The 22,396-nt window shown below is 72.4% G+C and carries 2 protein-coding genes; both read left to right on the top strand.

What is annotated here, in order from left to right; translation table 11 throughout:
- The first annotated feature begins 3 nt into the window (after window positions 1-3).
- Window positions 4-21,393, top strand: coding sequence for an SDR family NAD(P)-dependent oxidoreductase (locus QF027_RS07940; protein WP_307073652.1), 21,390 nt, complete (start codon window positions 4-6; stop codon window positions 21,391-21,393).
- A complete protein-coding gene (locus tag QF027_RS07935; RefSeq protein ID WP_306984792.1) occupies window positions 21,390-22,385 on the top strand; it encodes an LnmK family bifunctional acyltransferase/decarboxylase in 996 nt (331 codons plus the stop codon). Before QF027_RS07940 ends, QF027_RS07935 begins: the two co-directional genes overlap by 4 nt.
- The last annotated feature ends 11 nt before the right edge of the window (window positions 22,386-22,396 follow it).

Below are 22,396 nucleotides of genomic sequence, written 5' to 3'. Positions count from 1 at the left end.
CCCATGACCGCAGTTGAGTGCCGCACGACGGTGACCACAGGCGACTTCGTGCTCGGTGCGCACCGGGTGGACGGCGTCGCCGTACTGCCTGGCGCGGCCTTCCTCGACCTCGTGCACCGCATGCTGGCCGCGGCGGGCGAGGACCGGGCCCGAGCGGTCCTGCGCGACATCGTCTTCGTGCGACCGCTGACCGCCGTGGACGACCGCGACCGGCAGATCCACTGCACCGTGTCGGACCCCGACGCGCGCGGCGTCCACGACGTACGGGTACGCAGCCGCGCCCTGCGCGAGGACGGCCAACCTGCCCACGGGCAGGACTGGCAGGAGCACCTCACCGCTTCGCTCCACTACGAGGACGAGCCCCGGCCGCCTGACATCGACCCCGGTGCCCTGTCCGCGCCCACGGCGACCACGACGACGGCCATGGCGGACCGCTACCGGGCGGCCGCCGCCAGGAAAGTGGTGCACGACGCGCCGATGCGCTGTACCGGCACCCTCCACCGGACCGCGACCCACACCCTCGCCGCGCTGCGCCTCGAACAACCGGACACGGCGGGCGCGGCCGGGTTCGCCCTGCACCCCGCGCTGCTGGACGCCGCCACCCTCGTGGCGTTTCCCGAACCCGAGGGCTCCGCACCGGGCGAGCCGTATCTCCTCGTGCACATTCGCGAGTTCAGGGCGCCGCGTACCCCCACGGGCAGCTGCCATGTTCTTGTGCCCGCACCGGCCGGACCCACGGCGGCCGGTGGCGGCGCGGCCCTGACGCGCGATCTGACGCTCTACGACGACGACGGACGGTTCGTGGCCGCATGCACCGGCGTGACCTGGAAACGCGCCGAGTCCCCCGGTCCCCGACGCGGCGCCTCCGCCGAGCCTGCCGCGCCGCCCGCCGGGCGAGCCACCACCACGGACGTAGTGGCGCTCCTGCGGGGGCTGGTCGGCGCCTTCCTCGAACGCGCTCCGGAGACCGTCGACGCCCGTACCGGCTTCTACGACCTCGGCCTGGACTCCGTCGCGCTGCTCGCCCTGGGCCGGGAACTGGAACAGGTCGTCGGCGCACCCCTGTATCCGACCCTGCTGTTCGAGTACAGCGACATCACCAGCCTAGCCGCGCATCTGGCGGCCGAGTTCGACATCAACATCCCGGCGGCCCCTACTGACGTACCCGCCGAGGCACCCGTCGTCGGCGCAGCCGACCACCCCCAGGGCCGGGAAGCCCGCACCCGCTGTCTGGTCGACCGCTGGCAGCGAGAGGAAGTGCCTCGCCGCGACGTGGGGAGTCTCGGCCCACTCGTCGTCATGGGACCGCGCCGCTACACCACGGAACTCCTGCACGGGCTGGTCCCAGCGCTGCGCACCGTCGATACAGCGGAACAACCGCTCGACCAGGACAGTCACTCCACCGCGGCGGCCGAGGCCGCCCGCGCTCTCGACATGCTCGTGGACCTGGACAGTGGCGCGGCGGCCGAAGTCGCTCTCGTCCTGCCCGGTACCGCCGACGAAACCTGCGTCACCGACGTGTGCGTCGCCCTCTGGCGCACCGCACGGGCCCTGAGCGACCGCGGCGGTACCGCAGGCGTACGACTGCACGTCATCTGCCCTGACACCGACGAACACGCGCCCGTCCCCGCCGCCCTCGCGGCCCTGGCCCGTACCGTCACCGCGGAGACACCCCGCCTGCGATGCAAAGTTGTGTCGGCCCCCGCCGCGAGTGGCGGCGCCGCCACCGCCGAGGAAGTCCGCGAACTCATACGGGCGGCGGTGCTCGATCCCTCCGACGAGTCGGAGGTCCGCCACGAGGGCGGTCGCAGGATGGTCCGGCGCTGGCTGCCCGCGCCCCCGCCGTCCGTGGACGTCCCGGGAGCACTGCGCCACCAGGGCGTGTACCTGATCACCGGCGGGGCCGGCGGACTCGGCAAGCTGGTCGCACGACACCTCGTCGAGCGGTACACAGCCCGCGTGGTCCTGGCCGGCCGCGGTTCCTTGCCGGCGGACCTGTCAGCCGAACTCGGCAGCTGGCGCGGGGGAGAGGCCCGGTACGTCCAAGCCGACATCACCGACCCTGAGCAGGCCGTCCGCGCCGCACAGGAGACACGGGCCGCTTTCGGCCGTATCGACGGCGTACTGCACCTGGCCGGTGTCCGCGCGGACGGGGTGTACCCGCGCAAGCGCCTGGAGGAGATCACCCGAGTCCTGGCGCCCAAGGTCCTCGGTGCGCTGCACCTGGACGCGGCCACCGCCACCGACGACCTGGACTTCTTCGCCCTGTTCTCCTCCCTGTCCGCGATCGTGCCCAACCCCGGTCAATGCGACTACGCGGCCGCCAACGCCTTCCTGGGCGCCTTCGCCCACCGGCGCGCCGCGCGTACCGACCGGCGCGGCCGCACCATCGCCATCGACTGGACCTACTGGGCCGAGGGCGGCATGCGGCTCTCCGCCGGCCGGCTCCTCGGCGCCGGCCGGACCACCGGAGTCCTACCGCTGCCCACGGACAAGGGCCTGCACGCGCTGGAATGGGTGCTGCACTCCGGCCATGCCAGAACGGCCGTCCTGCACGGCCTCCCCGACGCGCTCGGCTCGTTGCTGCGCGAGGCGCTGCCGGAGGAGAGGACGCTCGCGCCGGAGAGGCGGCCGCTCATGGCTCCGCCCCCCGCACCGGACCCGGACGATGGCGCGGTCGCCGTCATCGGCATGGCGGGGCGCTACCCCGGGGCGCCGGACCTCGACGCGTTCTGGCAGCGCCTGGTCAACGGCGACGACTGCGTGACCGAGATCCCCGCGGACCGCTGGGACCACAGCCTCTACTACGACCCTGCCAAGGGTGCGGCGGGGCGCACGTACGGCAAGTGGGGCGGCTTCCTCGACCGCGCGTACCACTTCGATCCGCTGTTCTTCGGGATCTCCCGCCGCGAGGCCGAACGGATGGACCCGCAGGAGCGGCTCTTCCTCTCCACCTGCTGGCACGCTCTGGAGGACGCGGGATACCCGCCGCACACCCTGCGCGGCGAGGCCGTCGGTGTCTTCGCCGGCGTGATGTGGAACCACTACCAGCTCGCCGAGGGCGCGTCCGACGGCGTCGCCCCCTTCGCGCTGCACAGTTCGATCCCCAACCGCGTCTCCTACACCTTCGACCTCACCGGCCCCAGCATCGCCACCGACACCTCGTGCTCCTCCTCGCTCACCGCCCTCCACCTCGCGGTGGAGAGTCTGCGCACCGGAGGATCCGCGCTGGCGCTGGCCGGCGGGGTCAACGTCACCACACACCCGCAGAAGTACCTGCAGCTAGCCCAGGGACAGTGGCTCTCCACGGACGGCCGCTGCCGCAGCTTCGGCAAGGACGGCACCGGCTACGTGCCGGGCGAGGGGGTGGGCGCCCTCCTCCTCAAGCCGCTCGCCAAGGCGCGCGCGGACGGCGACCACGTGTACGGCGTCATCCGCACCACCGTGATCAACCACGCGGGCCGCACCGGGGGCGCCACGGTCCCGAGCCCCGACGCACAGGCCCGGCTGGTCGGCGCCGCGCTCGAGCGCGCGGGCTGGGACCCGGCGACCGTCGGCTATGTCGAAGCCCATGGCACCGGCACCGCACTCGGAGACCCCATCGAAGTGACGGCGCTCGCACGGGTGTTCGGGATGAGGCCGCCAGGCGCCGCACCGTGTCTGCTCGGCTCGGTGAAGTCCAACATCGGCCACCTGGAGGGCGCGGCAGGGGTCGCGGGCATCACCAAGGTGCTGCTGCAACTGCGGCACGGCACGGTCGCCCCCTCGCTGCACGCCCAGGAGACCAACCCGCACATCGACTTCTCCGCGACCCCGTTCGAGGTACCGCTGCGGGCCACCCCGTGGCCGCGCCAGGGAGAGCGGGCGCTGCGGTCCGGGGTCAGCGCGTTCGGGGCCGGCGGCTCCAACGCCCATGTCCTGATCGAGGAGTACGTGAATCGGTCCGCCGCGCCGAGGACAGGCGTACAGCCCGCCGGTGCACGGCTCGCCGTACTGTCCGCCAAGGACGAGGACACCCTGAGGCAGTACGCGCGTACCCTGGCCGACCGCCTCCGAGCGACCGCCCCGCCCCGCCGCGAGACGGTTGCCGACGACCGCGCTGTCGACGCGCTGGCCGAAGCGCTCTCCATTCCGCCGGATGCGAGGGACCCCCGCGCGACCCTCGCCGAACTGGGGGTGGACCACACCCAGTTGATGGCCATCCCCGCCCTGCTGCCCACCGCCCCTGACCTGGCCGCCCCCGACCTGACCGGGGTGGGCCTGGAGGAGACCCTCGGCGAACTGGCGGGCCGTTGCGCGGCACCGGCGGACACCGGCCCCGAGGCCCTCGATGACATCACGTACACCCTTCAGGTCGGGCGCACCCCGATGGCCCGCAGGCTCGCGGTGCTGACGGGCTCTGTCGAACACCTCGTCACGTCCCTGGGCCGGTACGCGGACGGCGCCCCCGCGGACCGGGCGCGCGGCGAGTACTGGAGTGAGGACGCGGACTCGGCCACCGTCTCATCCACGGAGAACTGCGTGGCCGCCTTCCGGAACGGACTCCCCCGCCAGTGCGCGGAGAGCTGGATGGCGGGCGTGGACCTGCCCTGGGAGGAGTGCTATGACCCGGCGACCCGCCCGCGCCGGGTGCCGCTGCCGGGCTACCCCTTCCAGGAGGAGCCGTGCCGGCTCGGCGGGTGGCGCGGGGAGCGGGCGGAGGCGGGCGACGGGGCGCCCCGTCCCACGCCGGACGACAGGGTGTCGGACGACGATGCGGAAAGCGACGTGGAGCAGGGCGCAGACATGGAACCTGTTGACGTTGACGCTGAAGCCGTCGAACTGCGGCTTCTCGACGGGGGGATCGCCCTCGTCACCCTGCGGTCGGCCACGTTCGGCGACGGCATGGTCGAGGAGTTGGAGTCGGCCTTCGGCCGCATCGCCGAGGACGACGCCGTGCGCGCCGTCGTACTGACCGGCACCGGCCGGATGTTCAGCATGGGCGGCGACGAACGCGCCCTGGACTCGATCGCCGCGGGCGAGGCGAGCTTCTCCGACGTTCCCTTCCTCTACCAAGGGCTGGCCCGTTGCGACCGGCCGGTCATCTGCGCGATGCAGGGGCACGCCGCCGGCGGCGGCTTCACCTTCGGCCTTCACGCGGACATCGTGGTCCTCGCCGAGGAGGCCGAGTACCGCGCCAACTTCCTCTCCTACGGGTTCACTCCCGGCCTCGGCGCCAGCCACGTTCTCGCACGACGGCTCGGCGCCGTCACTGCGGCCGAAATGCTGTTCACGGGTCGCGCCCTGCGCGGCGGTGAACTCGCCGCCAGGGGCGCGGACCTGCTCGTCCTGAAGGGAAGAGACGTACTGCCCACCGCCCTCGGCCTGGCCCGCGCGGTCGCCCAGCACGCGCCCGCAGCGGTGCGCGCCCTCAAGTCCGAACTGGCGCGGCGCGCGTGGAGTGACCTGGCGCCGGTCATCGAGAGCGAGGTGGCGATGCACCGGGAGGTGCTGGGGGAGGACGCGCGGCGGTTGGTGGCCAAGCGGTTCGGTGCCCTGGGAGGGCAGGGGACGCCTGGGCAGGCCGCTGACCTCCGGCAGGAGTACCCGGCGGAGAAGTCCCGTATCAGCGCGGAGGCGGTCAGGGCCGCGATCGAGGAGAGCGTCGGAGAGGTGCTGTTTCTGCGGCCCGACGAAATCGACGAGACGCGAAGCCTGGCCGAGATGGGGCTCGACTCGGTCGGCGCCGTGGAACTGATCGGCCGCCTCAACCGCAGACTCGGCACCGACCTGGACTCGGTCACCGTCTACGACCACCCGACGGTCCCCGCCCTCACGGAGGCGGTACGAGCCGACTTGGAGGGGGCAGCGGCCCTGTACCGGGAAGCGACGTTTTCCCCTGCGGGGGCTGTGGGGGCGCCGAATGGGGAAGCTGCGGGCGTGTCCGTCGCGGGGACGGACGGGGCGCCGATTGCGGCCTTTGATGAGGCGTCGTCGTCTACGGGCACCATCGGGACGCCGAGCGTGGAAGGAGCTGAGGGGCGGCCCGCGAGGGCCCCGGGGGCGCCGGCCGCAGGAAACGCCGGGGCGCCCGACACGGGAGCCGGCCGGGCGGCGCCCCCCTCCACTGCCCCAGGTGCCGCGCAGGTGGTTCTCGCCCCCGTCGAGCGCGTCGCCGACGAGGCGCGGACCGTGAGCCACGCCGAAGGGGGCCCCGGGCCCGTCTCCTCCCGGTCGATCGCTGTCATCGGTCTGTCCGGGCGTTTCCCGGATGCGGCCGATCCCGAGGCCTTCTGGGAGAACCTGGCCGCGGGCCGGTGTGCCATCCGCGAGGTGCCGTCCGAACGGTGGGACGTGGAGGCTCACTTCGCCGCCGACCGGCGAGCTCCCGACCGGACCTACAGCAAATGGGCGGCGCTGATGCCGGACGTCGACGCCTTCGACGCCCCCTTCTTCCAACTGCCGCCGCGCGAGGCCGAAACCATGGACCCCCAGCAGCGGCTGTTCCTCCAGGAGGCGTGGCGCGCGCTGGAGAACGCCGGGTACGCGGGGCCGGCCGCCGGCCCTCGTCGCTGGGGTGTCTTCGCCGGGTGCGCGGCGGGCGACTACATCGATCTGCTCACCGAGCAGGGGACAGCGGGCACGAGCGGCGCCTTCCTCGGCAACACCCCCTCCGTGCTCGCCGCCCGTATCGCTTACCACCTCGACCTGACCGGTCCCACGCTCGCCGTGGACACCGCGTGCTCCTCCTCCCTCGTCGCCGTCGACCTGGCCTGTGCGAGCCTTCTGCGCGGAGAGTGCGAGACCGCCATCGCAGGCGGAGTGTCCGTGCTGTCCACACCGAAGATGCACATCTGGACCAGCAAGTCGGGGATGCTGTCGCCGACCGGCCGTTGCACACCGTTCGCCGCGGAGGCCGACGGCATCGTGTTGGGCGAGGCGGTCGGTGTCGTCGTCCTCAAGCCGCTGGACCGGGCCGTCGCGGACGGCGACCACATCCACGGCGTCATCCTGGCGTCCGGCGTGAACGGCGACGGCAGGACCAACGGCATCACCGCGCCCAGCGCCACCTCGCAGAGCGAACTCATCACCCGCGTACAAGAACTGGCCGGTATCGGCCCCCAGGACGTCGGTTACATCGAAGCGCACGGCACCGGCACCGAACTGGGCGACCCCATCGAGGTGAAGGCCCTCAACGCGGTCTTCGGGCCGACCGCCGCAGAACCCGGCACGATCGGCCTCGGCTCCGTCAAGGGAAACATCGGGCATACGACCACGGCAGCGGGCGTCGCGGGGCTGATCAAGGTGCTGCTCGCCCTGCGCCACCGCGCGCTTCCGCCGACGCTCGGTTCGCCGCACATCAATCCCCGTATCGATCTGGACGCCGGCCCCTGCCGTGTCGTCCATACGCTGGAGCCGTGGCGCCCGGGACCTGACGGGCGCCGTATCGCCGGGCTCAGCAGTTTCGGATTCAGCGGCACCAACTGCCACCTCGTGATCGCCGAAGCACCTCCCATCGGCCCGTACCCGGTGCGAACCCCGGATGGGGCTGATGAGGAACTGATCGTCGTCTCGGGCCGGACCGACGCCGAACTGCGCCGCCGAGCCGCCGACCTGGCCCATGCGTTCGCCGGGAACCCGAGCGAGGCAAGGCTGCGCAGCATCGCTCACACCCTTGCCACCGGACACCGCCACCACGCCGTTCGCGCGGCTTTCAGCGTCACCGATCACACCGGCCTGATGGAAGGGCTTCGCTCGATCGCGGAGAACGGACCGGATCCCGTACCCGACCCAGCCCCCGCCGCACCGCAGGATGACGCCACGGCCTCCCGTTCGGCGAGTACCGCTGCTGACGTGTACCGCTCGGGCCGACTGCCTCACTGGCAGACCCTCTTCGCCGGTCCGCCCGCGGGCCGGGTGCCGCTGCCGCCCTACCCCCACACCAAGGATCGCTACTGGCCTGCGCGACCGGACCCGGCCGACGGCAGCCGGAAGAAAGAGGCAGGGACCGCCGCCGACGAGGCGCAGGAGACCAGGACGCTGCGGATCGGCCCCGATCACTGGATCGTCGCGGGACATCGCGTCGCGGGCCGCACCGTCCTGCCCGCGACCGCCACCGTCTGTCTCGCGGCGGCCGCGGCCCTGGCAGAAGGCGCGTCAACTCCTCTGCTGATGCGCGGACTTCGCTGGACGCTCCCCCTGGAGGTCGAAACCCCCACCGAGCTCCACCTCACGCTGCGGACCGGGCCCCGTAAGGCAACCGTCGCCCTGTCCACCACGGTCGACGGTGCACCTGCCACGGAACACGCCCGCGTGCTCCTGCCCCGCGACCTCCACGACGTCCGCAACCTCCGCGACCCTCGTGACCCTCGCGACGAGAATTCGGACGGGACTTCGCCCGCGCCCTCCCAGGGCGAGCGTCTCGACCCCGCCATCCTGACCGGTGCCGGGACGCGCAGCTGGAGCGCCGACGAGCTGTACCGCACGTTCGAACGTGGCGGTCTGAGCTACAGCGGCGCCTTCCGTTCCCTGACGGAACTGCGCGCCCACGGACCCGACGAGGCGATCGGAACGCTGCTGCCGCTCGAGCCCGTCTCCTTCGACGGGGCGAAGACGACGACCGTGCCGCACCCGGCCGTGCTCGACGGCGCCCTCCAGAGCGTGGTCGCACTGCTCGCGGACGGCACCGCCGACTCGTCGACGGCCCGAACACCGCTGCTGCCGTTCTCCGTGGACGAGGTGTGCGTCCTCGATCCCGCCGCCGTGCCCCGCTACGCCCACGTCCAGGCCACGGGGCCGGGCACCGGGGCGGACCGTCGGTTCACCGTCCGGCTGGCCGACTTCGCGGGACGCGTCTGCGTACGCTTCGACGGGGTTACCCTGCGCCCCGCAGCGCCGGCACCGGCACCCGCATCGACCCCCGAGCCCCCCGCGCTGTACCGGCCGGTCTGGAGCCCGCTGCCCGCCCAGAACGATCCCGAGCCGGTGTCGGCGCCTCGGCGGGTCGCCGTCCTGGGCGATCCAAGCGACCCGTTGGTGCATGCTCTGCTCGGCCGGAACCCCGGAGTCGTCGTCCGCTGTGTGCCGCTCACCGAGGCGGAGGCGGTCTTCGACGAGCGGGAGGAGCCCTACGACACCGTCTACGCGGTCGTACCGGGACGCGGCCGGGCGGCGCCCCCGCTGGACCGGCCGGCCGCCGCGAACGATCTGACGACGGCTGTGTTCCGTACCGTCAAAGCGGCGCTGGCGGCGGGCCGGGGACGGGCGCCCCTCACCTTCGGGATCGTGCTGCGCGGCGCGGTCGCCGTCCGCGCCGAGGAGGTCCCGTACCCGGAGGCGGCCGCCGTCACCGGACTCGCGGCGGCCCTGGCCGCCGAGTACCCGCGCTGGCGGGTCGGCTGTCTGGACCTCGGGGAGCCGGACGATGCCCGCGCCGAGGCGGACCGGATACTCGCCGCCGACTGGAGCTGCCCCCTGGTCGCCGTGCGCGGGCGACGGAAATACGTCCGTACGCTCGAAGCGGTCTCCGAACCTGTATCTGCGCCGGCTTCAGCGCCGGGCGCGCCCTGGCGCGACGGGGGCACATATCTGATCCTCGGCGGCACCGGCGGGCTCGGGTTGGCGCTGAGCAAGCACCTGGCCCGCCGGCACCGAGCGCGGCTCGTCTGGCTCGGACGACGGGCGCCGGACGCGGGCGTCGAGGCGGCTCGCGCCGAGATCACCGCCCTCGGCGGGAGCGCCCTGTACCTGCGCGCGGACGCCGCCGACGCCGAGGCCCTGCGCGCCGCCGTCGTGACGGCCCGCACCGAGGTCGGCCCGCTCAACGGTGTCGTCCACGCGGCCCTCGACCTGCGGGACAGCACCCTCGCCACCATGAGCGAGAGCGACCTCACGGCCGTACTCGACGCCAAGACCAAGGGCGCGCTGGTCCTGGCAGACGCGGTGCGCGAGGATCCACTGGACTTCCTGGTGTTCTTCTCCTCCGCCGTCTCCTTCCTGCCGGCGGCGGGCCAGGGAAACTACGCGGCGGCCAGTAGGTTCGAGGACGCACTCGCCACGGAGCTGCGTCATGGGGGCGTCCCGGCGTCAACGGTCAACTGGGGCTACTGGGGCGGTGTCGGCGCGGTGGCCACCCCTGAGTACCGGCGCAGGTTCGCCGAGTTGGGCATCGAACCCATCGAGGTGGCTGAGGGGCTGACCGCCCTGGAGCGGGTGCTGACCTCGGCGCTTCCCCAGACCCTCGTCCTCAACGGCGCGGCGAGCGACCTCGTACCGGACCTCCTCAAAACCTGCCGCCCCACGCTCGCCTCGGCCGTGCGCGGTCACGCCGAACTGGTCGCCACGGCGCGCGACCTCCTCGACCGCAGGTTCCGCGGCCTGCCCGGCATCCCCGTGGTGGGCGAGGAGACGACCGTCGGCGGGCTGGCTGCCGCGCTCCATCTCACCCCGGACAGCAAGCGGCTCTTTTACGCACTGCTGGACATCCTGGAACGCAGGGGGACCATCCGCCGGACCGGAGACATGCTCACCCTGCTGCCGCCCGACACTCGCCGACGGAGCGGGGAGGATGAGGACTTCACCGAACGTCACCCCGGACTCACCGCCCATCTGGACCTGCTGCGCCGGTGCGTCGACGCGCTGCCCGACGTCCTCGCCGGACGCGTGAGCGGTGTCGAAGTGCTGTTCCCCAGGGGCGCCACGGACGAACTCGCCCGCGTCTACGGCGGAAACCTGGCCGCCGACCACCACCACGCGCTGCTCGCTGAGGAGGTCGCCACCGAGGCCGCCCGGCTCACGCGGTGCGAGGAGCGGACCGCCCGCATCCTGGAGATCGGCGCGGGAACCGGGGCGGGCACCGATGTCGTCCTGCGCGTCTGCGCCGAGTCGGCGGTCGAGGTGCGGTTCCACTACACCGATGTCTCGGCCGCCTTCCTGAGCCGGGCCAAGGAGCGGTACCGGGACCGTCCGGAGGTGACGTTCGGCCTCTTCGACGTGGAGCGAGACCCGCGCGAACAGGATCTGGACGTGCCCGAGGACGGCTACGACATGATCCTCGCGGGAAACGTGCTGCACGCCACCGCTGACCTGTCGGCCGTTCTCAAAAGGATCGTCTCGCTGCTCCGCCCCGGCGGGCTGCTGCTTGTCAACGAGGTCACCCGGGCGGACGACTTCCTCACCTTGACGTTCGGACTCACCGCTGGCTGGTGGCGGTTCGACACCTCGGACGGCCGGCTCGCGCACGCACCCCTGCTGTCACCCCGGCAGTGGCGTGCGGCTTTGACGGCGGCCGGCACCACGCCCGAGCGGGTCCGCGGTCTGCCCGGCATGCCTGAGGAGGAGCTGGCCCAGGCTGTTCTCGTGGCGCGCCGTCGGCCGGCGGGAGCGTGGAGCACGGAGCCGGATCCCGTCACCGCGGCCCGCGCGCGCCGTTACGTCAAGGACGTCTTCGCCGAGGTACTGCATTTCACCGTCGAGGCCCTGGACGAGACGGCGGGCTTCGACACCTTCGGCATCGACTCCCTGGTCAGTCTCGCCCTGGTGGACCGCTTCGAGCGCGATCTCGGCGAACTGCCCTCTACTCTCCTTTTCGAGCATCTGACCATCACGGATCTGGCTGCCCATCTCATCGAGGCCCACGGCGCGTCCTTGGCGGCCGTGATCGGCCCCGAGGGCCGCGCGAACCCCGCCGAGGAGCCGCCGGACGCGAGCGAGGCGCAGATCGCCACGAAGAACGTGTCGCCCGAGGACGACACGGCCGAACCCATCGCGGTGATCGGCGTGGCGGGCCGGTACCCGGGCGCCCCCGACGTCGACACCTTCTGGTCGAAGATCTCCGAGGGTGCCGACTGCGTCACCGAGGTACCGGCCGAACGCTGGGACTGGCGCACCCACTTCTCCGCGCAGCCCGGGCAACCCCAGCGCACATACGGCCGTTGGGGCGGATTCATCGACGGCGTGGACCTGTTCGACCCGGCCTTCTTCGGGATCCTGCCGCGCGACGCCGCGGCGATGGACCCGCAGGAACGGCTTTTCCTGGAGACGTCCTGGACCCTTCTACAAGACGCGGGCTGTCTGTCGCCCCGCACACGGCAGCCGTCCACCGGCGTCTTCGCGGGCACCATGTACGGTGCCTACGGGCAGCTTGCCGCCGCCGGAGGCTGGCCGCGGGGGCGGTACGGGGACGGCCACTCGCCCTCCTGGTCGATCGCCAACCGCGTCTCCTACACGCTTGACCTGCACGGGCCGAGCTTCACCGTGGACTCCGCCTGCTCGTCCTCGCTGACGGCCGTCCATCTGGCGGTGCAGAGCCTGCGGCGCGGAGAGTGCCGCATGGCCATCGCGGGGGGAGTCAACCTCATCCTCCATCCCGCCCACCTCATCGCGCTCAGCTCGATGAACATGCTCTCGCGCGACGGTGCATGCAAGGTCTTCGACGAGAGCGCCGACGGGTTCGCACCGGGGGAGGGCGTCGGCGCCGTGCTTCTCAAACCCCTTGCCGCAGCGCAGGCCGACGGCGACACGATCTGGGCCGTCATCAGGGGCAGCCATGTGAACGCGGGCGGACGCACCTCCGGTTACACCGTCCCGAACCCGAACGCCCAGGCCGCTCTCGTCAGGGAGGCATGGCGTGACTCGGGAGCCCGCCTCCGCTCCCTCGGCTACGTCGAGGCTCACGGCACCGGCACCGCGCTGGGCGACCCCATCGAGATCGCGGGCCTCGCCAAGGCGCTGACCGGGCCTGAGGCACCCGCCGTGTGCGCGCTCGGCTCGGTCAAGGCCAACATCGGCCACCTGGAGGGCGCGGCCGGCATCGCGGGACTCACCAAGGTGCTGCTGCAGTTGCGGCACCGCCGGATCGCTCCGTGCGCACGACTGAACCGGCTGAACCCGAAGATCGAACTGTCGGGGACCCCGTTCCACCTGCCGACCGAGCTCAGCCCCTGGCCGGGACCTTCGCCACGCGTGGCCGGGGTCAGCTCCTTCGGCGCGGGCGGAGCCAACGCGCACCTCGTCATCGAGGAGTACATTCCCGCCACGGCCTCCGGTGCGACACGGATACCCGAGGCGACCGAGCCGGCCGAGGAAGGACGTCCGTACGCCCCCGAGGCCGAGCGCTGGCTGTTGCTCTCCGCCCGTACGCCTGAGCAACTGCGAGTGCAGGCACGGGACTTGGCCGCGTTTCTGCGACAGCGTGTCGACGTGCCTCTGCATGAGGTCGCCTACACCACTCAGGTGGGCCGCGCGGAGCTGCCGGAACGCCTCGCGGTCACCGCGGGCGACCGTGCGGGACTGATCGACGCGCTGACCGCCCTGGCCGAGGGGCGCACCACGCCGGGTGCCCTGACCGGCACCGCGGGACCCGCGGGCGGCCTCTTCGACGACGAGGACGGCGCATCCTTCGTCGCGGACCTCCTCTCCCGTGGCCGCCCCGCAAAGCCGGCCAGGCTCTGGGTCGACGGGGCGCCGGTCGACTGGCGCGGGCTCTGGCCGCAGACGCCCCCGCGCAGGGCCCCCTTGCCGTCCTACCCCTTCGAACGCAAGCGTTACTGGCTCCCCGAGCCCACCGCAGAGGGGGCCGCGCCCGCATCCGTCCCTGAGCGGTCGGCCGCGTCGACGTCACTCTCACTGTCACCCTCGCCGGAGTCGCCGGAGTCGCCGGAGTCGCCGGAGGACGCGGGGACAAAGGTCACGCTCCTCGCGCCGCGCTGGCGGCCGGAGCCGCCGCCCGCGAGGCAGGGGAACGCGCCCGGTGTCGCCCTCCTGCTGGCCGAGGGGCCGCAGGCCGACAGCCTCGCCGACGGCCTCAGCAGGCTGGGCGCCCGCTGCGTCCGGGTCGCCCCGGCGCAGCATTACGCCCGCACATCGCCCGACTCCTACGCTCTGGACACCGCGCGCCCGGAGGATCTGGCACGGCTCGTCGAGGACCTGCACGCCGACGCCCTGGTGCCCGACGCGGTGGTCCACGTCGCGCCCGACACGTACGACGACGCCGATGTCAGGAGCGGTTTCCACCCCCTCCTCTGGACGGTCCGTACGCTGTGCGCCGTCCGTACGGGAGCGCCCCTGCGCCTCGTCACGGGCCATGCGGACGCGCCCGCGGGCCGCCGCCCCGCGCAGCGGGCACTGCCGGCCCTGTTGCGCACCCTTGCCCTCGAACACAGCGCCTTCGCGGCGGCGGCCGTGACCTTCGACTCGCCCGTCCGTCCCGAGGACGTCGCGTCCGCGCTGATCGCGGAAGTGCTGGCCGCCGATCCGACGGCGGCCCCGGAGAACCGGTGCGTGGAAGTGCTGATGACCCAGGGGACACGCCACGTCCGGGACCTGGAACCGCTGGGCGACCTCCAGGCGCTCGCTCCCACGGCACCCGGCAGCACCGGCCCCGCCCTGCCGCTACGGGAAAACGGCGTCTACCTGCTGCTCGGCGGCACCGGCGCCCTGGGGCGGCGGCTCGCCCGGCACATGACCGATCAGGCCCCCGCGACGGTGGTCCTGGCAGGGCGTTCCGTTGACGCGGCGGGCGCGGGCAGCGGGGCGGCCGAGGGTTCGTTCCCCGGCTCACGGATCGTGCCGTACAAGGTGGACGTGGCCGACGTCGACGACGTACGTCGGCTGGTCGCCGACGTGCGGCGGACCCACGGACCGCTGCGCGGCGTCATCCACGCGGCCGGAACCAGGCGCGACATGCGGGCCGTGCGCAAGACGGCCGAGGACGTCGCCGCGGTGCTCGACCCGAAGATCAAGGGAATCGAGCACATCGACGAGGCCACCGCCGGTGATCCGCTCGACTTCCTGGTCTGTTTCTCCTCCGTCGCGGCCCGCACCGGCAACCTCGGCCAGGCCGACTACGCGTACGCGAACGCCTACCTGGACGAGTTCGCCGCCCGGCGGGCGGAGCGCGAGCGGGCGGGAGAACGCAACGGGCGTTCCCTCTCCGTGTGTTGGCCCCTCTGGGCGGAGGGGGGCATGCAGGTGACGGACGGCACCCGCGCACTCTTCGCCCAGCGCTGGGACAGCGTCCCGCTCGCCACCGACAAGGGGCTGCGGGCGCTCGGCGCGGCGCTGGCGACGGAGGAGAGCTGCGTTGTCGTCAACGCCTCCCCGGCAACCACCGCGGTCCCGCCCGACGTCGCGGAACCGGTGACGGTGGTCGGCACCGCCGAGCGGGACCCGGACATCCTCCGGGAGGCCGCCCGGTCCGCGCTGCGCACGATGGCCGCCCGGTTCCTGCTCGTGGATGAACGGGAAGTGGACCTTGAAGCCGACCTCATGGACACCGGTTTCGACTCGATCTCCTTGACCGAGCTGATCAGTGAGGTGAACGAGCGGTACTCCCTCGACCTGCTGCCGACCGTCCTGTTCGAGTGCGCCGATCTGGACGCCTTCGCCCGGTACCTGGTCGAGAACCACGGCCCGGCGGTGGCCGCGACGCTACCGCTCACGCCGCCCGCACAGGTTGCGCCGATCACCCCGATTGCACCGGGTGCCGCGACCGCCCCGGCAGCAGCGGCCACGGCCGTACCGGCTGCACCGGCCGTCCCGACCACCACGACCACCCCAGCCGTACCCACCCTCCCGACCGATCCCCCGCTCCACCCGGTGCCGGCCCCACCACCCGCGCCGTCCCCCGAACCGGACCCCGACGCCATCGCGGTCATCGGCATCGCGGGTGTGCTCCCCGGGGCTCCCGACCTGGACACGTTCTGGACGCGGCTTGCCGCCGGTGACGATCTCACCGGCCCTGTCCCACAGGACCGCGCAGATCTGCTGGCGGATCCCCGTACGCGCGACGTACGCGGCGGCTTCCTCGAGGACGTACGCTCCTTCGACGCGGCGCTCTTCGGCATCTCGCCCCGCGAAGCAGCGCTGATGGACCCTCAGCAGCGTCTGTTCCTTCAGGCGGTGCGACGCGTCTTCGACGACGCGGGTCACGCGCCGAGCGCCTTCGCGGGAACCGCCACGGGGGTCTTCGCGGGGGTCGCCGCCAGCGACTACGATGACCTGCTCAGCAGCCATGACATCCCCGTCGAGGCACACTCGGCCAGCGGTGTCGCCTCCTGCGTCCTCGCCAACCGGGTGTCGCACGTCTTCGATCTGCGCGGACCGAGTGAGGCCCTCGACACCGCTTGTTCGAGCGCGTTGGTCGCCGTCCACCGAGCCGTCAGGGCGCTGCGCTCCGGCGAATGCGAGGTCGCCGTGGCCGGCGGGGTGAACGTAGTCCTCAGCCCCAACCTCTTCGTGGCCTTCGACCAGTCGGGGATGCTCAGCCCCGACGGGCGCTGCAAGCCCTTCGCACGGGACGCGGACGGTTACGGTCGCGGTGAGGGCGTCGGCGTCGTCCTGCTCAAACCGTTCACCCGCGCCCGCGCTGACGGCGACCACGTGTACGCCGTCATCCGCGGCAGTGCCGTCGCCCACGGCGGCCACGCCACCTCGCTCACCGCTCCCAACCCGCTCGCCCAGGCCCGGGTGATCACGGCGGCCCACCGCGACGCCGGCGTGCCCGTGTCCACCGTCGGCTACATCGAGACCCATGGCACGGGGACCCGGCTCGGTGACCCCGTCGAGATCGAAGGGCTCAAGAAGGCCTTCGCGCAACTGGCCTGTGAGCAGGCGGAAGGCGCACCGTCGGGTGCCACGACCGTGCTCGGTGCCGTCAAGTCCAACATCGGCCACCTGGAGGCCGCGGCCGGCATCGCAGGGTTGCTCAAAGTGGTGCTGAGCATGCGGGAGCGGCAACTCCCCGCCACGCTCCACCTCGACGACACGAACGATTACGTACGGCTCGAAGGGAGCCCGTTCCGCCTCAGCACACGCCTCGAACCCTGGTGTCCGGCGGACGGCCCAGAGGGCACCCTCCCTCTGCGGGCCGGTGTCAGCTCCTTCGGCTTCGGCGGGACCAACGCCCACGTCGTCTTGGAGTCTGCCGACGAACCACCACCCGCCCCGCCCACGGCCGGCCCGCACCCGCTCCTGCTCTCCGCGCCCGACGACACGGCCCTGAGGGGATACGCGGCCCGTCTTGCGGCGTACCTGGAGACCACCCCCACGGGCACACTGCCCCGCCTGGCCCACACCCTGCGGACAGGCCGTGACCCCTTCCCGCACCGCTGGGCCCTGGCGGCCGACACCCCCTCCCACGCCGTCGCCGCGCTGCGCGCCCTGGCAGCGGGAGAGGACTTCCCGGGGGCCCACCGAGGAACCGCACCCCAGAGCCACGAACGGACGGACGGTGCACAACCCGCAAGCCCGGCCTCCCCGCAGGACGCGTCCCCGGCCGTGCCGGACGAGGACCTCGCCGCGTGGGTCGTGGGAAGGCCCACGCGGTTGACCACAGGCCCGACGGCCCTGTCTGCGGGCTCGGTCCGGCGGCTGGCGGGAGTGCCGGGCTTCCCCTACGCCACCACGACGTACTGGTTCGCCGAAACCAAGCCCTCCGCCGACCCCGCGCACACGGCAACCGCCCCGATCCAGGAGAAAACGGTGCACGAAGAAGCAGCCGCACCCCAGCGGCGACGTGGCAGGAAACGTCCCCGGATACGCCTCGCACCGAGCCCGCGGATCGACGACACTCCGGAGCCCGACGACGTTCCTGCCGGGGCGTCGGAACCGCAAGCCGACCAGGAGCGGCGCGAGGTTCGCGAGGCGGAATCGGTCGCGGACATGGACGTGGAACAGATCGTGCGGCACGAACTGGCCACCATTCTGGCGGTGCCGGCGGACCTGCTCGACACCACCGGGCCCTTCGCCGACCTGGGCCTCGACTCGATCTTCCGGATGGAACTCGTCCGCAGGCTCAATGACTCGCTGGCCATGAACCTCAAGGCCGCTGAACTCTACGAGCACGATTCCGTCGAGGCGCTGTGCGCACACATCGCCGTGCAGACCGCAGCGAAGACCGAAGCGGACGACTCCCGCCCCGAGGCGGCCGCGATCCCGCCGTCGCCCTCCGGCCCCACCCTGCACGGCCAACTGCGCACCACGATCGAGGAGCAGACCGGAAGACCGCTTGACCCCGATCGCACCTTCGCCGACAACGGTCTCACCTCTTTCGAGATGCTCCGGGTCATCAGCACCCTCGAAGGAGTGTTCGGGCCGCTTCCCAAGACCCTGCTCTTCGACGAGGAGGACCTGACCGCCCTCGCCGCGGAAGTGGAACGCCGCTTCGGCGGCGATGCACCCGCCGCACTCGCCAGGGCGCGGACGGCGGACAAGAGGCACTGCGGTCCCCACGAGACGGCAGCGACGGCCGCCGACCGCGACGTGCAGGCGCACCGGCTCTCCCAGGAGGCGGACGACACCCTGCTCCTGCTGAAGCGGGACCTCGCCCGCACCCCCGCTGCCGCCGCGCTCCTCGCGGAACTGGACCGCCGCCACGGCAAGGAGAACGGTCTCGCGGGGCGCGACATCGCCCCGTACGCCTTGCTCGGACGCGCACGCGAAGGCTACTTCCACGTCTCGGTCCGGGGCGACGTGCTCTTCGCCTGGAGCTACGTCGGAACCAGTGAGGACTTCCCGGACCTGGCCGCCGAACTGGTCGCCTACGCGCGCCGCCACGCACTGCGCCCCAACTTCTTGTCCCTGCAACCGCTCGAGCGGGTCGCGGGCGAGCCATTCACCGCGACGCGGTTCGGCGCTCTCCAGCGCCTCGACGACCTGCCCTCGTTCACCCTGGGCGGCGGCCGGATGTCCCGGCTGCGTTACATGGTCAAACGCTTCGAGCGCTCCGGGGAGGTCCATACCGTCGGCTACCGCTCGGGCGACGACCCGGCGTGCGACGCGGAGATCGCGGAGCTCCTCGACCGCTGGACCGAGAACAAGAAGATGGTCAATCCGTACATCGAGGTCGTCCGGGAGGAGATCCGCGATGGCCGGCTGGCGGACAAACACCGGTTGTTCCTCACCAGGCTCGACGGGGCGCTGGTCAACGCGATCGTCCTCACCCGGATACCCTCCGAGCCCGGCTACCTCCTGGACCTGGAATTCTATCCGCCCGACGCGCCGTTGGGGGGCCTGGAGCACACGATGGTGCGCATCATCGAGACCTTGGTCGAGGAGGGCTGCACCACTCTCAGCCTCGGCGCGAGTTTCGGCATCACGGAGCAGGACTCCGCGAGCGCGGGGACAGGGTCGGAGCTGGAGAGGGAGCTCGCGGAACTGCGGTCCGTGGGCATCTTCGGGGAGGGCAACTTCCAGTTCAAGAACAAGTTCAGGCCGACGAACCTGCCGCTCTACCTGTGCCAGCCCACCGGAGCGGACCGCACCCCGGCCTCCGACCTGATCTTGATGATCGCGGACCCCGACCTGCTCACCGCCGACGGCGCGGCCCCGTTCGACGACGCCGCGCGGACCGTGCCCCAGGAACCCGGCCCCGGGGCTCAGGACCTCGTAGCCCTGGGCCGGAAGGTCCTCACCCTGCCGCACGACACCATCGGAACGGACTTCCTCACCGACTCCTGGGCGGAGCTGGACGGCCCGGCCGTGGAGCGGAGGATGGCCACGCTCGCCGAAGCGGCGGCAGGCGCCGACGGGCCGGCCGCCCATGGCCTGCCCGCCGCTGACTGGCTGCCCTTCGCGCACGCCGTACTCGTCGGTTCGGGGCGCGCCGCGGAGCGACTGCTGTGCTCCGTCTGGTCCGGCAGCCGCGCTGAGGTGCCGCACAACGGACTCTTCCCCACCCTCGCCTCGACCCTCGTCCTCGCGGGCTTCACCCCGCGGGCGGTCGGCCGCACCCAGGACGAATCCTCTTGGTCCGGCGCGGACCCGGCCACGAAGCCACTGGCCGAGGCGCTGGCCGACCCCGCCCGGGAGATCTCGTTCGTGGCCGTCGAACTCGCCGCGAACGCCTCGGGCGGTCTGCCCGTGTCGCTCGCCGGGCTCTGCGCGGTGCGACAGCTGGCGCAGGGACGCGGAGTGCCGCTTCTCCTGGACGCGACCCGCGTGGTGGAGAACGCCGCCGCGGTCATCGCCCACGAGCCGGGACAGAGCGGTCGCGCACTGTGGAGCGTCGTGCGGGACCTGCTCTCTCTCGGCGACATGGCGACGCTCAGCCTGCCCAAGGACTTCGGCGTCACCGCCGGCGCCCTGCTGCTCATCAACGATCCGGCCCTGGCCGCGGACGCCCGCGCCCGCGTCGCCGACACCGGCCACGACCTGGCGCTGCGCTCCCGTCGGCAGGCCTGCGCCGCGCTGCTCGACACAGCCGGCGTCGCGGAGCTCGTCGAGCGCCGTATGACCGCCGTACGCGCGCTGTGGCGGACGCTGCACGAAGCCGGGCTGCCCGTCGGCGACCGGCCCGGTGGCCACTGCGTGCTTCTCGACCCCACAGCCCTCGACCGGTTCGCCGGCCAAGAGGAACCGGCGCTCGCTTGCGTCGGACTCCTGCACCGCGAGACCGGAGTACGCGGCGCGCCGCACCTCGGCGACACCGACGAACTCAAGCGCCGGGTGCGCTTCGCCGTGCCCCTCGGAACGGAGCCGGAGGAAGCGGAGCGGGCCGGCGCGCGGATCGCCGCACTGCTCGGCGCACCGGCGCAGGGCGACACCGACCGGACCGCCCCGCAGGAGGTCGGAGCCGCCGAGCCGGACGGCAATTACGATGCTCTGCACGCGAGTTGCCCCAGCGCCGAGCGTCACCTCCTCTCCCTCCCCGACGGCGGACGTGTGGAGGTGTACACGGCGGGGGAGGGGCCGGCGCTGCTGCTCATGCCGCCGTTCAACATCGGCGCCGGCCTCTACGCGGGACAGTTCGCCGGGCTGTCCGACCGCTACCGGCTGATCTGTGTCCACCACCCCGGCGTCGGTGCCACCACCGGCATCACGGACCTGAGCCTGTCGTCCCTGGCCGCGACGGCCCGCACCGCGCTCGAACTCCTCGGCGAGGACGGGCCGGTGCACGTGGCCGGAGCGTCCTTCGGTGGCCTCGGCGCCCTCACCTACGCCTTGGACCACCCGGGCCGCTGCGCCTCCCTGACCCTCATCGGCAGCTCCTACCGGATCGGCAACCGCGCGGGCGGCCTCGACCGGCTGGACATCGTCGGCAGGCACGACTTCGACGCGGTGGTCCAGGGTCCCGACGGCGTCCGCCTCGCTGCACAGCGGACGGATCTGGAGCAGACGCTCCTGCGCTGCGAGAGCATGGATCCGCGTACGGGGCTCAGGTACCTGGAGGTGTTCGGTGCACGCCCCGATCTGCTCGGCAGGCTCGGGGACATCGCGGTGTCGACGCTCATCGTGCAGGGCGCCCTGGACACCGTCATCCCGCTCAAGACCGCCCACCTCCTGCACGGCGCCATCCCCGATGCCCGCTACGCGGAACTGCCCGGAGCCGGACACTTCCCCTCCCTCACCCACGCCACCGAACTCAACGAGCTGCTGGCCGGCTTCCTGACCGAGACGGGACGGAAGGAGGCATGACGAGCGCGGAACGCCCGCACGCCCCCGCGCGACCGAAAGCCGCGTGGATCCCCGCCGGAGTGGAGCACGTCGACGCCACCACGGTCGTGCGCACCGAACGAGTCACCCCGGGGATGTGCGGCCCCAACTCGCTGTTCGCCGCACGCCTTGGCGACTGGACGTGGGACGCGGTCACCGCCGCGACCGGCACCGACGTGTACGACGCCCGCGGCGAGGACGGGTCGCCCGTCTACCTCTCCTTCTCCTACTTCCGCATCCACGGGAGCCGGGTGCTGCACCCGCTCTCCCTGGGGTTCGGCGACCGGATCCGCGTGGTGTCCGGAGTTTTCGGGGAGGGCAGCGAGTCGGTCCTCACACTGCACCGTGTCCGGCGCGACGACGGCTCGGCGCCGCGCCCCCTGGATCCGGTCGCCTTCCACACCGAGCCGGACCCCGGCGACCTGCGTGTCGAGAACTTCAACCGCTGGATCGCACGGGGCCGTGAGGGCAGCAACAAGGGACTGGTGCGCGCCGCGCCCGTGGGGTTCAGCCACCATCATCTCCCCGTTGTCCCACGGGAGTTCTCACCGCGTCTGGCCTACGCGCACGCACGGGACAACGGCACCTTCCTCGACGGGCCGCCCGAGGGGCACGACGCCGTCGTCACCGGGTTCACCGTCGACTATCCGGTGGAGGCCAGCCGGGACCTCAACGGGGTGGGGCTGCTGTACTTCGCGTCGTACTTCGCCATGCTCGACTGGGCGCTGCTGCGGCTATGGGCCCATCTGGGGCGCGGCGAGCGGGAGTTCCGCGACCGGGCAGTCCTCGACCAGCGGATCTGCTACCTCGGCAACGCCGACGCGGACACCACGATCCGTATCACGCTGATCTTGTGGCGCAACACGGCCGATCCGTCCGAGGAACGCATTGAGGCGGTCCTGCACGACCTCGGACGGGACACCGCCCTGGCCGTGGCCGAGCTGAAGGTCGCCGGCGGGAAGCCGGGCCGATGACACCCCGTAAG

This window comes from Streptomyces canus (assembly GCF_030816965.1).
GTDB classification, from domain to species: Bacteria; Actinomycetota; Actinomycetes; order Streptomycetales; family Streptomycetaceae; genus Streptomyces; species Streptomyces canus_E.
The sequence above is the reverse complement of the archived record's forward strand: the minus strand, read 5'-3'. Positions and strand labels throughout refer to the sequence as shown.

Coding starts and splice junctions, on each gene's coding strand:
- QF027_RS07940 (WP_307073652.1), top strand. CDS start 4: ATGACCGCAGTTGAGTGCCGCACGACGGTGACCACAGGCGACTTCGTG.
- QF027_RS07935 (WP_306984792.1), top strand. CDS start 21,390: ATGACGAGCGCGGAACGCCCGCACGCCCCCGCGCGACCGAAAGCCGCG.